General features: G+C 73.9%; 14 protein-coding genes. 9 read left to right on the plus strand and 5 right to left on the minus strand.

Annotated elements, in window-relative coordinates:
* Window positions 1-134: 134 nt before the first annotated feature.
* The 3 genes from ACIBTU_RS18815 to ACIBTU_RS18825 all read right to left on the minus strand — a co-directional run bounded on the left by ACIBTU_RS18815 (window position 135) and on the right by ACIBTU_RS18825 (window position 3722).
* The gene (locus ACIBTU_RS18815) at window positions 135-1349 is read right to left on the minus strand and encodes an acetyl-CoA C-acetyltransferase (protein ID WP_399127356.1); all 1215 of its coding nucleotides are present in this window, start codon (window positions 1347-1349) and stop codon (window positions 135-137) included.
* 64 nt (window positions 1350-1413) lie between these two features.
* The gene (locus ACIBTU_RS18820; protein ID WP_399127357.1) at window positions 1414-2556 is read right to left on the minus strand and encodes an acyl-CoA dehydrogenase family protein; all 1143 of its coding nucleotides are present in this window, start codon (window positions 2554-2556) and stop codon (window positions 1414-1416) included.
* 8 nt (window positions 2557-2564) lie between these two features.
* Window positions 2565-3722, minus strand: a complete 1158-nt coding sequence (locus tag ACIBTU_RS18825; protein WP_399127358.1) for a CaiB/BaiF CoA transferase family protein — start codon at window positions 3720-3722, stop codon at window positions 2565-2567.
* Between the two features lie 193 nt (window positions 3723-3915).
* On the opposite strand from ACIBTU_RS18825, the gene ACIBTU_RS18830 reads away from it, so the two are divergent.
* The gene (locus ACIBTU_RS18830) at window positions 3916-5106 is read left to right on the plus strand and encodes a saccharopine dehydrogenase family protein (RefSeq protein ID WP_399127359.1); all 1191 of its coding nucleotides are present in this window, start codon (window positions 3916-3918) and stop codon (window positions 5104-5106) included.
* Here the strand turns inward: ACIBTU_RS18830 and ACIBTU_RS18835 are convergent.
* A complete protein-coding gene (locus tag ACIBTU_RS18835; RefSeq protein ID WP_399127360.1) occupies window positions 5078-5788 on the minus strand; it encodes an endonuclease V in 711 nt (236 codons plus the stop codon). The two genes, ACIBTU_RS18830 and ACIBTU_RS18835, sit on opposite strands and share 29 nt — an antisense overlap.
* Window positions 5789-5847: 59 nt before the next feature.
* On the opposite strand from ACIBTU_RS18835, the gene ACIBTU_RS18840 reads away from it, so the two are divergent.
* Window positions 5848-6153, plus strand: coding sequence for a YciI family protein (locus ACIBTU_RS18840; RefSeq protein WP_399127361.1), 306 nt, complete (start codon window positions 5848-5850; stop codon window positions 6151-6153).
* A gap of 33 nt (window positions 6154-6186) precedes the next feature.
* On the opposite strand, the gene ACIBTU_RS18845 is transcribed toward ACIBTU_RS18840, so the two are convergent.
* Window positions 6187-7326: a WD40/YVTN/BNR-like repeat-containing protein gene (locus ACIBTU_RS18845; RefSeq protein WP_399127362.1), complete on the minus strand. Its 1140-nt coding sequence runs from the start codon at window positions 7324-7326 to the stop codon at window positions 6187-6189.
* Window positions 7327-7540: 214 nt separating this feature from the next.
* On the opposite strand from ACIBTU_RS18845, the gene ACIBTU_RS18850 reads away from it, so the two are divergent.
* From ACIBTU_RS18850 to ACIBTU_RS18880, 7 genes are all read left to right on the plus strand, one after another.
* The gene (locus ACIBTU_RS18850) at window positions 7541-7957 is read left to right on the plus strand and encodes an SsgA family sporulation/cell division regulator (protein WP_399127363.1); all 417 of its coding nucleotides are present in this window, start codon (window positions 7541-7543) and stop codon (window positions 7955-7957) included.
* 85 nt (window positions 7958-8042) lie between these two features.
* On the plus strand, window positions 8043-8957 hold the full coding sequence (locus ACIBTU_RS18855; protein ID WP_399127364.1) for a DUF4129 domain-containing protein: 915 nt from the start codon (window positions 8043-8045) through the stop codon (window positions 8955-8957).
* On the plus strand, window positions 8954-9562 hold the full coding sequence (locus ACIBTU_RS18860) for a hypothetical protein (RefSeq protein ID WP_399127365.1): 609 nt from the start codon (window positions 8954-8956) through the stop codon (window positions 9560-9562). The genes ACIBTU_RS18855 and ACIBTU_RS18860 overlap by 4 nt, the downstream gene beginning before the upstream one ends.
* A complete protein-coding gene (locus ACIBTU_RS18865; protein WP_399127366.1) occupies window positions 9559-10560 on the plus strand; it encodes an AAA family ATPase in 1002 nt (333 codons plus the stop codon). Before ACIBTU_RS18860 ends, ACIBTU_RS18865 begins: the two co-directional genes overlap by 4 nt.
* A gap of 41 nt (window positions 10561-10601) precedes the next feature.
* Entirely contained in the window at window positions 10602-11891 is a 1290-nt protein-coding gene (locus ACIBTU_RS18870; protein WP_399127367.1) for a DUF58 domain-containing protein, read from the plus strand.
* Window positions 11885-12472 carry a hypothetical protein gene (locus ACIBTU_RS18875; protein WP_399127368.1) on the plus strand — a complete coding sequence of 196 codons (588 nt, stop codon included), beginning with the start codon at window positions 11885-11887 and terminating at the stop codon, window positions 12470-12472. Before ACIBTU_RS18870 ends, ACIBTU_RS18875 begins: the two co-directional genes overlap by 7 nt.
* 301 nt (window positions 12473-12773) lie before the next feature.
* A partial coding sequence (locus tag ACIBTU_RS18880) for an ATP-binding cassette domain-containing protein (RefSeq protein WP_399127369.1) occupies window positions 12774-13264 on the plus strand: 491 nt, incomplete at its 3' end.

Here is a 13264-nt window from a genome sequence, read left to right on the forward strand (position 1 = left end):
CGTGCGCGATCTCATCGGGCGGTGCCCCGTCGGGAAATGCGGCGCGAAGCGCCATGCATTTCAGGGGCGCGGGGAACTGCGCGACCAGCCCCCACCGGCCGGTGGCCGACGACGAGACCGGCGGAGCTACGGCGCTAGATCCGCTCCACGATCGTGGCGATGCCCATCCCGCCCCCGACACACAGAGTCGCCAGCCCGTACCGGAGGTCCCGCCGCTCCAGCTCGTCCACCAGCGTGCCGAGGATCATGCCCCCGGTCGCCCCCAGCGGATGCCCCAGGGCGATGGCCCCACCGTTCACGTTCACCTTGTCCAGCGAGAGCCCCATGTCCCGCACGAAGCGGAGCACCACCGCCGCGAACGCCTCGTTGATCTCGACGAGGTCGATGTCGTCGATGGTCAGCCCGGCCTTGGCGAGCGCCTTGCGCGTGGCCGGCGCGGGCCCGGTGAGCATGATGGTGGGCTCGGAGCCGGACACGGCGGCCGCGACGATCCGGGCCCGCGGCGCCAGCCCGTACCGCTCGCCGACCTCGCGCGAGCCGACGGCGACGAGGGAGGCGCCGTCGACGATGCCCGAGGAATTGCCCGCGTGGTGGACGTGGTCGATCTTCTCGACCCAGTGGTACTTCTGCAGCGCCACCGCGTCGAAACCGCCGAGGTCGCCGATGTCCTTGAACGACGGCTTCAGCCGGGCCAGCGAGTCCGCGGTCGTGCCGGGGCGCAGGAACTCGTCGTGGTCGAGCACGGTGAGCCCGCTGCGGTCCTTGACCGGCACGACGGACCGCTCGAAGCGGCCGTCCTTGACCGCGGCGGCGGCCCGCTCCTGGGAGAGCGCCGCGTACTCGTCGACGTCGCGCCGCGAGAAGCCCTCGATGGTGGCGATGAGGTCGGCGCCGATGCCCTGCGGCACGAAGCCGGTGTCGAAGTTGGTCATCGGGTCGGCGAACCAGGCGCCGCCGTCGGAGGCCATCGGCACACGCGACATGGACTCGACACCACCGGCGAGGACGAGGTCCTCCCAGCCGGAGCGGACCTTCATGGCGGCCAGGTTCACGGCTTCCAGGCCCGAGGCGCAGAAGCGGTTCTCCTGGACGCCCGCGACGGTGTCGGGCAGGCCGGCCGCGATGGCGGCGATGCGGGCGATGTCGGAGCCCTGGTCGCCGACCGGGCCGACGACGCCGAGGACGATGTCGTCGATCGCGGCGGGGTCGAGGTCGGGGAAGCGGGCGCGGATCTCGTGGATGAGCCCGACGACCAGGTCGATCGGCTTGGTGCCGTGCAGCGAGCCGTTGGGCTTGCCCTTGCCGCGCGGGGTGCGGATCGCGTCGTAGACGTACGCGTCTGTGGTCACGGAGGTGCCTTTCGGGGCTGTGGAACTGTTCAGGGCTTCGGAGGCTTCGAAGGCGTGCGGGAGGTCAGGCGAGCAGGGAGCGGCCGATGATCTCCTTCATGATCTCGGTGGTGCCGCCGTAGATGGTCTGGATGCGTCCGTCGGTGAAGGCCTTCGCGACGCGGTACTCGGTCATGTAGCCGTATCCGCCGTGCAGTTGGAGGCAGCGGTCGGCGACGCGCTTCTGCAGTTCGGTGGCCCACCACTTCGCCATGGAGGCGTGCACGGCGTCGAGCGTTCCGGCGTCGTGGTCCTCGATGCAGCGGTCGAGGAAGGTGCGGGTGACGGCGCACTCGGTGGCCATCTCGGCTATCTCGAACCGGATGTGCTGCTTGGTGGCGAGCGGCCGGCCGAAGGCCTCGCGCTCCTTGACGTACGTCGTGGTGATCTCCAGGAGGTGCTCGGCGGCGGCGATCGCGGCGACGGCGATGCCCATGCGCTCCTGCGCGAGGTTCGTCATCAGGTGGATGAACGCGCCGTCGAGCTCGCCGAGCAGATTCTCCTTCGGGACGCGGACGTCGTCGAAGAAGAGCTCGGCCGTGTCCTGGGACTTCTGGCCGATCTTGTCGAGGTTGCGGCCGCGCTCGAAGCCCTCGATGCCGCGCTCGACGACGAGCAGGGACAGGCCGTGGGCGCCGCCGTCCTGCGTGGTCTTGGCGACGACGATGACGAGGTCGGCGAGGATCCCGTTGGAGATGAAGGTCTTGGAGCCGTTGAGCAGCCAGTGGTCGCCCTTGTCCTCCGCGGAGGTGCGGATGCCCTGGAGGTCGGATCCGGCGCCGGGCTCGGTCATGGCGATCGCGGTGATCAGCGAGCCGTCGCAGAAGCCGGGCAGCCAGCGCCGCTTCTGCTCGTCGGTGGCGAGGGAGGTGAGGTACGGGCCGATGATGTCGTTGTGCAGGCCGACCGCGAGGCCGGGGACTCCGGCGCGGGTGAACTCCTCGGCGAGGACGGCGCTGTAGCGGAAGTCCTCGTTCCCGCCGCCGCCGTACTCCTCCGGGACGGCGAGGCCCAGCAGGCCCTGCCGTCCGGCGGCGCGCCAGACCTCGCGCGAGACGATGCCGTCCTGCTCCCACTGCTCGTAGTGCGGGGTGACCTCCTTGGCGAGGAAGGTGCGGACGGTCTCGCGGAACGCCTCGTGGTCGGGGCTGTACAGGCGTCGCTCCATGCCGGTGCTCAACTGCCTTCCGTTGTCGTCTGGTCCAGTGCCGGTACGCCCCAGTCGCGGGCCACGTCGGCGGTGTCGGCGCCCGGCCGGGCGGGGCCCGAGCGGATGTCGGTGGGGGTGCAGGAGAAGCGCGGCGCGGGGGCCGGCTGGGTGATGCCGCCGTGCTCGACGAAGGTGGCGCGGGCGGCGAGGTGCGGGTGGGCGGGCGCCTCGCGCAGGGAGAGCACGGGCGCCACGCAGGCGTCGGAGCTCTCGAAGACGGCGGTCCACTCCTCGCGCGTCCGTTCCTTGAAGCGCGCGGCGACCGCGTCGCGCAGCTCGCCCCAGCGGGCGATGTCCTTGCGGGCGGGTGCGGTCTCCTCGAGGTCCATGAGCCGGACGAACTCGTCGTAGAACTGCTGCTCCAGGGCGCCGACCGCCATGTACTGGCCGTCGGCGGTCTCGTAGGTGCCGTAGAAGGGGCAGCCGCCGTCGAGGAGGTTGCTGCCGCGGCGGTCCTGCCAGCCGCCCGCCGCGAGCATGCCGTGGATCATCGAGGAGAGGTGGGAGGTGCCGTCGACGATCGCGGCGTCGACGACCTGGCCGGGGCCGCCCGCGCGCGCGTGGTGCAGCGCGGCGAGGATGCCGACGACCAGGTAGAGGGAGCCGCCCGCGTAGTCGCCGACCAGGTTGGCGGGCACGGTCGGGGCCTGGTCGGGCTCGCCGATCATGCCGAGGGTGCCGGTGAGGGCGATGTACGCGATGTCGTGTCCCGCGCGCTGGGCGAGCGGGCCGTCCTGGCCCCAGCCGGTCATGCGGCCGTAGACGAGCCGCGCGTTGCGGCCGTGGCAGGCCTCGGGGCCCACGCCGAGGCGCTCGGCGACGCCGGGCCGGTAGCCCTCGATCAGGATGTCGGCGCGCTCGACGAGGTCCAGGACGCGGTCGGCGCCGTCCGGGGCCTTCAGGTCGATGATCACGGAGCGCTTGTTGCGGTTCGTGATGTCGAACGCCGGGTCGATCGCGAGGCCTCCGCCGCCGGGACGGTCGACGCGGACCACGTCGGCGCCCAGGTCGGCGAGGAGCATCGCCGCGAAGGGGCCCGGCCCGATCCCGGCGAGCTCGACCACCCGCACCCCGGCGAGCGGCCCGCTCCCGCCCGCTCCGGGCTGTCCGCCTGTCACTGTCATTCCGCCACGCCCCTGGGCTCGCTTGTGACACAACTGATGTAACACCAGTGATGCTATGAACGACCCCGGCCCGGCACAAGCCCTCAAGAGCAAGCGCTTAGACATTTTCCGAGAGGCCCTAAGGGAAAGCTTGTGCGCGGCGCGCGCTAGCCTCGGCCACCGACAACGGCGCGGACGCGGGACAAGGGGTGTCATGAACAGGCCTGAAGAACCGGGCAGGACGTACGACGTGGTGCTGTTCGGGGCCACCGGCTTCGTGGGGGTGCTCACCGCCGAGTACCTCGCCGCGCACGCCCCGGAGGGCCTGCGCTGGGCGATCGCCGGCCGCGACACCGCGAAGCTGGATCGGCTGCGCGAGCGCCTCACCGGGATCGACCCGGCGTGCGCGGTGCTGCCGCTGGAGCGCGCGGACTCCGCCGACCCGGCCTCCCTGCGCGAGCTGGCCTCCCGCACCCGCGTGGTGGCCTCGACCGTCGGCCCGTACCTGGAGTACGGGGAGGGGCTCGTCGCCGCGTGCGCGGAAGCGGGCACCGACTACGTGGACCTCACCGGTGAGCCGGAGTTCGTCGACCTCATGTACGTGCGGCACGACGCCCGCGCGCGCGAGACGGGCGCCCGCCTGGTCCACAGCTGCGGCTTCGACTCGGTCCCGCACGATCTGGGCGCGTACTTCACGGTGCAGCAGCTGCCCGAGGGCGTGCCGCTGCGCGTCGACGGGTTCGTGCGCTCCAACGCCCAGTTCTCGGGCGGCACGTTCGCCTCCGCGCTGAACCAGTTCGCGCGGGCCCGGCAGATGCTGGCCGCGCACCAGGACCGGCGCCGGCACCAGCCCCGCCTGGTGGGCCGTACCGCGTACGCGCCCACGGGCACCCCGCGCTTCGCGCCCGAGGTCGGCGCCTGGGCCGTGCCGCTGCCGACGATCGACCCGCAGGTGGTGCAGCGTTCGGCGCGCGCCCTGGAGCGCTACGGCCCCGACTTCCGCTACCGGCACTACGCCGCCGTGAAGTCGCTGCCGGTCGCCGTCGGCGGGGTCGCCGCGGTGAGCGCGGTGTTCGCGGCGGCCCAGGTGCCGCCCGCGCGGCGCTGGCTGGGCGGGCGGCTGCGCCCCGGGGACGGTCCGGACGAGGCGCGCCGCGCGAAAAGCTGGTTCTCGGTGCGGTTCGTCGGCGAGGGCGGCGGGCAGCGCGTGTTCACCGAGGTGTCGGGCGGCGACCCGGGCTACGGCGAGACCGCGAAGATGCTGGCCGAGTCGGCGATGTGCCTCGCCATGGACGAACTGCCCGCGACAGCGGGCCAGGTGACGACCGTTCAGGCGATGGGCGACGCGCTGATCGGGCGACTGCGGGCGGCCGGGCTCACCTTCCGGGTCGCGGCCCGGCGGTGACGTCGCGCAGGGCGTCCCGGCACAGCCGGTCCGCCCTGCGCGTGGTCTCCGGGATCCGGAACTCCGGGGTGAGCGCGAGGACATGGGCGCAGGCGTTGTCCAGCGTCACGCGGTGCCCGACGGAGACGTAGACCGGCTTGACGCCGGCCCGGGTCCTCAGGGCGCGGCCCACCTCGTCGGCGCCGTCGAGGAGCGGGGCCGCGGCGCCCCGCTCCGGGCCGACCTCGCCGTGCGCGAACACGAACGGCTTCTTGGCGACTCCCACCGTGGGCAGCCCGGTGAGCACACCGAGATGGCTGGCGAGGCCGAAGCGGCGCGGGTGGGCGAGCCCGTAGCCGTCGCACACCACGAGGCCGGGGTCCGCGTCCAGCGCCGCCAGGGCGCCGAGGACGGCCGGGATCTCGCGGAACGCCAACAGACCCGGCACGTAGGGGAAGGCGACGCGTCCGACGGCCGTCGCCTCCTCCACGACGCCGAGGGTCGCCGCGTCGAGGACGACCGCGGCGGCGGCCACGACGCCGCGCTCGTCGTCGTAGGCGACGTCGATGCCGGTGACCGTGCCGGTGCCGGGCGGGGGCCCGGTCTCGTCGCGCACGACGCGGCCGCGCAGCGCGTCCTGCACGGCCCGCGCCGCCGCCTCGTCCTCCGGCCAGCCCTCAGGGATCCCCGTGATCGTCCGCATGCCCTCACCTTAGACAGCCGGACAACGGACCCCGCGCGGGCGGCAGTAGGGTGGCGATCATGTTCGTTCTCGAGTTGACGTACACCGAACCGGCCGACCGCGTCGACGCGTTGCTGCCCGCCCACGTCGCGTGGCTGGACGCGCAGTACGCGGCCGGCACCTTCCTCGCCTCGGGCCGCAAGAACCCGCGTGACGGCGGCGTCATCCTGGCCACCGGGTCGGACCGGGAGGCGATCGAGTCGCTCACCCGGACCGACCCGTTCGTGACCGGCGGCGTGTGCGCGTACCGGGTGACGGAGTTCTACGCGACGAAGACGGCCCCCGAACTGGCGGACCACCGCGACGAGTTGCCCGCCGACGCGTAGCCGCACCCGGCACCCGCACGTGGCGCCGGCCGGCTACCGGCCCGAGCGCGCCACCCGGCCCTTCTCGCCCGACGCCCAGCAGGCGCCGTCGCGGGTGCAGTCCACCGTGTCGTACGAACCCGTGTCGACGGTGCGCCAGGTGCGGCCGCCGTCGGTCGTGAGGTCGGTGCCGGTCGGGCCGACGGCCAGAGCCGCGTGCCGGCTGTGCGGGAGCCAGGCGACTCCGGAGCGGTAGGCGGGCGGCGGCTCGGCCGACGGGGTCCAGGAGCGGCCCGCGTCGCCGGTGACCGCGGCGGCCCGCGGGGACGCCTGGTCGGCGCGGTAGTCGCCGCCGACGGCGATGCCGTGCGCGCGGTCGCGGAAGGCGAGCCCGAAGACGCCGCGGGCCGGGTCGCCCGCCGGGATCGGCGTCTCGTGCGCGGTCCAGGTCAGGCCGCGGTCGCCGGAGTGCAGGACGCGGGCGGTCGCGCCGCCGCCGGTCGCGAGCCACACGTCGGAGCGGCCGGCCGAGACGAGGCACTGCCCGGACGCGGCGAAGCCCGCCTCCCCCGGCTGCGCGGCCGGCATCCCGGCGCTGGGCAGCACCTTCCAGGAGCGGCCGCCGTCCCCGGTCGACAGGATCCGGTACCTGCCGTCGACGGGGTCGCTCATGGCGAGCCCGTTGCGGTGGTCGAAGAAGGTGACGCAGTCGTAGAAGGCCTTCGGGTCCGGGTTGCGGAAGGCCTCCGTCCAGGTCGCGCCGCCGTCGTCGGTGCGGAAGATCCGGGAGTCCTCCCCCTCCCCGATGGCCAGGGCCACGGCGCGGCGCGCGTCGAAGGCCTCGATGTCGCGCAGTTCGAGGCCGCTCGCGCCGGGCGGCGACACGTTCCGCCAGTGGGCCCCGCCGTCGGTGGTGCGCAGCACGGTGCCGCGCGAGCCGGCGACCCAGGCGGTGGACCGGCTCACGGCGGAAAGACCGCGGAAGCGGGCGTCGGTGCCGGTGTCCGTGAGCCGCCAGGCGCCGGGCGCGTCGGGGGCCGCGTCCGCCGCGGGGGCGGGGGCCGCGCCGAGCGCGACGGCGCCGAGGACGGCCGCCGCGAGCACCGCCGTCCCCGTCGTTCCCCTGCTCCGTGTGCGCGCCCTCTCCCCGGTGCGCAGGAACCTCAGTACTCTCGTTGCCCTCGATCTCCCCATGGCGCGCGAAGCTAGTGCAGCACCTCGGTGGCGTCCAGAGGGCCTCTCGCGCCTCAGGAGAAACAGCGGGTGTGCGGGCGGCAGGAACCGGTGACCGAGGTCACTCGTTTTTCGTCCGGATTCCTGTGCACGGATCGGCCCGTTCCACCGTCTATTCCAGTGAGGCCGTCCGAGCGTCGCCGGCCTCCGTCCAGCCTTCACAAGGGAGCAGGCGTTGTCCTTCGTCATCGAGCAAGCCGTTGAGGCCCGTCTCGTCGCCGCCGCGCCGCGCATGGCGAGCATCCCCGCGACGCTGCACTACGACATCCACGACCCGTTCGCGGTGCGCATGTCGTTCCCGGCGTCGGCGACGCTGGAGGGTGTCGAGGTCTGCTGGACGTTCTCGCGCGAGCTGCTCGCGGCGGGGGTGCTGGACGCGGTGGGCGCCGGTGACGTGCGGGTGCGCCCGTACGGCTACGACCGCACGGAGCTGGAGTTCCACGCGGCGGAGGGCACGGCGATCGTGCACATCCGCACCGGTGAGCTGCGGCGCTTCCTGGCGGACACGGACGCGCTGGTGCCCGTGGGCGAGGAGTCGGCGTTCGTGGACGTGGACGGGGACCTGGCGGAGCTGCTCCGCGACGCACGCTGACACGCCGCGCCCCTGACAATCAGGGGACGGCATGCCAGGATGCGGTGAACAGCCGTTCGGGGGCGGCTGGTTCGGGGGTGTCGTCATGCGTACAGGCCGCCACGGGGCGTTACTCCTCGGGCTCGGAACCGTCGTCGTCCTGGCCGGTGCCGCGTCGGCCCTGCATCCCACCTACGGAATCCTGCACTCGGGCCGCGGCCTCTTCGGCCGCACCGGCCTGCTCGCCCTCGGCATCATCGTCGCCTGGGTCGTGGTGTGTTCCTTCGCTCTGGAGCGGGTGCGCGAGCGAGTCGGGGCGGACCGCCGCGACCTGCCGCCGCGCGAGGAACGGCTGCGCCGACTCGTCGGGCTGTTCCTGCGCTTCGCACCCGTCGCCCTCGGCCTCGCCGCCCTGGCCCTGCACCGCTTCGGCCGCACCAACCGGTCCGCGGACGAGGTGGTGCCCGGTCCGACGGTTCCTCACATTCCGGGCGAGTCCCGCACCGCATCGCCCACACCCCCCGCATCGCCCCCTTCACCCGGCCACTCCTCGGCCCTGCCGCTGACCTTCCTGCTGACCATGCTGGGCACGGCCGCGCTGGTCGTCCTCATCGTGTATGTCCTGCGGCGCCTGCGGGCGTCCGGGCCCGTGCCGCCCCCACTCCCCGCGCCCGCGGCCGACGCGGACCGGGAGCTGCTGCTGACGGCGGTGGGCTCCGGGCGTCGGGCCCTGGCGGAGGGCGACGACGCCCGAGCTGCCGTGATCGCCTGCTACGCCGCGATGGAGGAGGCCCTCTCCGCGTCCGGTGTCGGCCGGCGCGCCTCCGACAGCCCCGCCGACCTGCTCGCGCGAGCGACCGGCGCGGGACTCCTCACGGGCCCGTCCGCGCATCGGCTCGCCGCGCTGTTCCGCGAGGCCCGCTACTCCTCGCACCCGATGGACGACACCCGGCGCGCCGCCGCGGTGGCCGCACTGGAAGAGATCGCCGCGGTCCTCGGAGAACGGGCGGCGGCCCCATGACCGTGCGCCGTCACAGGACCGTGTCCGCCGCCCCACCACACCACGAGCACGAGCACGAGCCGTTGTCCGTGCGCCGGCTGCTCGCGCTGTGCGCCGCGGTGTCCGGGTCGGCGGTCCTCGTCGTCCTGCTCGTCGACGGCCTTGCCGCAGCTGGGGCCTTCGTCTGCGTCCTCGTGACGGCCGCACTCGCCGGCGCCCGGTACGTCCTCGGCGCGCAGTCCCTCGACCCCCGGCTCCGCGACGAGGTACGGCTGCTGCGCAGTCGCTCCCCCGGCATGGGCGAGTGGCGGCGGCACGTCCGCGGCGCGACCGGTCCCGACGGCGCCCTGTACTACCGCACGACGCTCCGGCCCCAGCTGCGCCGCCTGTTCGCCGCCGCGCTGGCCGAGCACCACCACGTCTCGCTCGATCACCAGCCGGAACGCGCAGCCGCCCTGATCGGCCCCGAGCTGTGGCCCTGGCTGGGCGCCGACCCGCCGCCCGCCGACGGGCATCCCGGCGGCGTTCCCCCGGACGTACTGCACCGGCTCACCGACCGACTCGAGGCGCTCGGCGCACCCCGGACCCGTACCGGTTCCCGTACCCGCGAGAAAGAGGCGAAGTGACCGGCTCCACCACCGCTCCCCCGGCCCTGACCGCGACCCAGGTCGCCGAGGGTGCCACCGCCGTGCTGCGTGAAATCGGACGCGCCGTGGTCGGCAAGTCCGAGGCGCTCGAGCTCGTGATGCTCGGCGTACTGGCCTCCGGCCACGTCCTGATCGAGGACCTGCCCGGGCTCGGCAAGACCCTGCTCGCACGCTCCTTCGCGACCACGCTCGGACTGGACTTCCGCCGCATCCAGTTCACCCCCGACCTGCTGCCCTCGGACGTCACCGGGACGTCCCTGTACGACCGGCGATCGGGCGACATGGTGTTCCACCCCGGGCCGGTCTTCACGCATCTGCTGCTGGCCGACGAGATCAATCGGACACCGCCCAAGACACAGGCGGCGCTCCTGGAGGCGATGGCCGAGTCGCAGGTCACGGTGGACGGGGAGACCCGGGCGCTGGCGAACCCGTTCCTCGTGATCGCGACCGCCAACCCCGTGGAGTACGAGGGCACCTACTCGCTTCCCGAGGCGCAGCTCGACCGGTTCCAACTGCGCGTCCGCATGGGGTATCTCGACTCCGCGGACGAGCGGGCGATGCTGCGGGCACGGGTCGACCGGGCCGCGCAGGAGGCCACGCTCGACAGGGTCGTGGGCCCCGCGGACGTCCTGGCGTGGCGGGCGACGGTGGAGCGCGTCGAGATCGACGACGATCTGCTGGAGTACGCGGTGGCGCTCGTCGCGGCGACGCGGGAACACCCGGACATCAGCATGGGCGCCTCCCCACGGGGTGGGCTGGCTCTGGTGCAGCTCGCACGCTCCCGTGCCGTGCTCGAGGGGCGGGACTTCGTGATCCCGGAGGACATCAAGCGGCTGGCCGTGCCCGCGCTCGCCCATCGGGTGTCGCTGCGGCCGGAGCTGTGGGTGCGCGAGGTGTCGACGGACGACCTGGTGCGGGAGATCGTCGGCCAGGAGGCCTCGCCGTCGACCCGCCGCACGGCCGCCGTGTCCGCATGACCCCGCCCCCGCCCCGCCGTAGCCCGGCGGTGGAACGGGCCGTGGAGGGCAGGACCGTGCCGACGGTCCCACCGCCGGCCCCACCCGCCGGGCCCCGGCCGAGCGAGCGGGCGCTGCGCCTGCTCACGGTGGCCGTCCTCGCGCTCGGCGCCGGCCTGCTCACCGGCCGGCCCTGGCTGCTGGGGCTCGCCGCCGCCCCCTTGCTGCTGCTGGTTCTCGGGCTGCCCCGGCGGTACGCGACACGCGTCGAGGCGACCGTGGCCGTGGAGCCGCGCCGCTGCTTCGAGGGCGACACGGTCACCGTCCGCGTCTCGGTCGCCCACGACGGCGGTGAGATCCGGCTCGACCCCGGGGTCACGGCAGGTGCCGGACTGCGCCTCGACGAGGTCGTCACGGACCGGCACACCGTCACCCTGCGGTACACGGCGCTGTACTGGGGACGCTGGACCCCGGGCCCGGTCGACGTGGACGTGTACGACACCGGGGTCACCGTGCGGCGCAGTGTGCGGGTGGAGGCGCCGGAGGTGTCGGTGTTCCCGGACGCCGCGCAGGCCCGGTTCACGCCGATCCCGGTGCGGCTGCCGCCCCGTATCGGCGAGCACGCCTCCCCGCAGCACGGCGAGGGCGTGGAGGTCGTCGGGGTCCGGCCCTGGGAGCCGGGCGAGCGGCAGCGACGCATCCACTGGCCCTCGACGACCCGGCGCGACGCGGTGCAGCTGCACCGGTTCGCGGCGGAGCGGGCGGCGGACACGGTGCTGCTCGTCGACGCGTTCGGGGACGTCGTGGATCCGAGGACCGGGAACTCGTCGCTGGACGAGACGGTGCGGGCGGCGGCCGGACTCGCCCGCGCGTATCTGCGGACGCACGACCGGGTCGGGGTCGTGTCGACGGGCGGCACGACGCGCTGGCTGCGACCGGCGAGCGGGGACGCGGCGTTCTACCGCATCGTCGAGAGCGTCCTCGACGTCCGCAAGGACCACCGCTTCGGTTCCCCCGGCCTCGGACAGATCCCGCCGCCGGCTCTCCCCGAGGGCGCTCTGGTCTACGTACTCACCCCGCTGAGCGACGGGCGGATCCTCACCGTGCTGCGCAACCTGCGGCTGCGGGGCCGCCGCCCCGTCGTCGTGGAGATCCCGAGTGGTGATCCGGCTGTCGAACCGGGCGACGTGGAGGGCGAGTTGGGCCTGCGGCTGTGGCGGGCGGACCGTGACGCGATGAGGTCCGCCCTGCGGGCCGGCGGGGTTCCGGTCCTTCGTCACGAGGTGGGCGAGCCGCTGGATCTGGCGCTGGCGCCGCTCAGGGTGGTCCGGGCGGGAGGCCGTTCATGGTGAGCCGGGCAGGGGTCACGCGCGCCGACCTGGCGTACTGGGCCCGTTCCGTGCCGGTCCGGGTGCTCGGCGCCGGCCTCGTCGTGGCGGCGTACCGCCCGTGGACGCGCGTGCACGGGCCCGCCGACGCACTGCTGTTCGGCTGCGCGGTGCTGTTCGCCCTGTGGGCGGCCCCGCCGTCGGACAGCCACCGCCCCACGATGCCGTCGGGCCGCTGGTCCCGGCGGCTGTCCTTCCATCGCACCACGGTCCTGCCGTGCGCGGTGGTCCTGCTCGCCGCCCTCGGCACGCCGCGCATCGTCGAGGCGGCGGCCACGGCGGCGCTCCTGACGGTCTACCTGGCGGCGAGCGACGTCCGCGTGCTCCGGGTGGCCCGCCCCCCGGTGCGCGCGTGGCTGGAGCCGGCCGGGGCGCTGGCCGGCTCGGCGGTCGTGGTGACGGCGAGCGCCGCCTCTGCGACGGGCTCGGCGTGGGCACGCCCCGTGGTGGCGCTGGCGCTGGCGGTGGGCTTGGCGGCGCTGCTGACCGGGACGGTCCGCCGGGCTGCGGGACGGCAGACCGGCGGGGAAGCCGGCGGCACTTGATCCGTTGCCCCCGTCCACGGGTCCCCTTACCGTGTACGACGGTTCTGTTGCCGTCGATCGGAGAAGGACGTTGCTCGTCTGAGGTCCTGAGACACCGCGCATGTCACGCAGTGCACGCGTACCCCGGACATCCGGGCGTACGGCTGCCGTGCCGGCATGTCGTCGTGTGAGACCTCGGCGATCCGAGCCGTCCGTCCTCTCCACCGCAACAGGCCCTTTTTTGTGGGCCCCTCGCCCGCGGTGTCTCGAACGCTTCGCATGTCCATCGTTCGTTCCGAGCACCCGCGAGGCCCGTATGTCCATGTCCTCCCCTTCCCACGGCTCCGCTCCCGCGTCGATCGCCTGCACCGCCCTGTCCTACGCCTGGCCGGACGGCACCCCCGTCCTCGACGGGCTCCAGGTCGCCTTCGGCCCCGGGCGCACCGGCCTGATCGGCGTCAACGGGTCCGGAAAGTCGACCCTGTTGAAGCTCATCACCGGCGAGCTCACCCCCTCGGACGGCACCGTGCGGGTCGCCGGCGAGATCGGCTACCTGCCGCAGAACGTCACCCTCGACACCGGGCGGCGGGTCGACGAGGTGCTCGGCATCGCCGCCACCCGCGCCGCGCTGCACGCGATCGAGGCCGGCGACCCGAGCGAGGAGCACTACACCGTGGTCGGCGACGACTGGGACGTGGAGGAGCGGGCCACCGCGACACTCTCGCAGCTCGGCCTCGGCCACATCGGACTGGACCGCACCGTCGGCGAGGTCTCCGGCGGCGAGTCCGTCCTGCTGCGGCTCGCCGCACTGCT

It is taken from the genome of Streptomyces sp. NPDC050145, from assembly GCF_044460245.1.
GTDB lineage: Bacteria > Actinomycetota > Actinomycetes > Streptomycetales > Streptomycetaceae > Streptomyces.

Excerpts from the sequence above, each read along its gene's own strand:
- ACIBTU_RS18820 (WP_399127357.1), bottom strand. The coding sequence starts at position 2,556 with ATGGAGCGACGCCTGTACAGCCCCGACCACGAGGCGTTCCGCGAGACC.
- ACIBTU_RS18825 (WP_399127358.1), bottom strand. The coding sequence starts at position 3,722 with ATGACAGTGACAGGCGGACAGCCCGGAGCGGGCGGGAGCGGGCCGCTC.
- ACIBTU_RS18830 (WP_399127359.1), top strand. The coding sequence starts at position 3,916 with ATGAACAGGCCTGAAGAACCGGGCAGGACGTACGACGTGGTGCTGTTC.
- ACIBTU_RS18835 (WP_399127360.1), bottom strand. The coding sequence starts at position 5,788 with ATGCGGACGATCACGGGGATCCCTGAGGGCTGGCCGGAGGACGAGGCG.
- ACIBTU_RS18840 (WP_399127361.1), top strand. The coding sequence starts at position 5,848 with ATGTTCGTTCTCGAGTTGACGTACACCGAACCGGCCGACCGCGTCGAC.
- ACIBTU_RS18845 (WP_399127362.1), bottom strand. The coding sequence starts at position 7,326 with ATGGGGAGATCGAGGGCAACGAGAGTACTGAGGTTCCTGCGCACCGGG.
- ACIBTU_RS18855 (WP_399127364.1), top strand. The coding sequence starts at position 8,043 with ATGCGTACAGGCCGCCACGGGGCGTTACTCCTCGGGCTCGGAACCGTC.
- ACIBTU_RS18860 (WP_399127365.1), top strand. The coding sequence starts at position 8,954 with ATGACCGTGCGCCGTCACAGGACCGTGTCCGCCGCCCCACCACACCAC.
- ACIBTU_RS18875 (WP_399127368.1), top strand. The coding sequence starts at position 11,885 with ATGGTGAGCCGGGCAGGGGTCACGCGCGCCGACCTGGCGTACTGGGCC.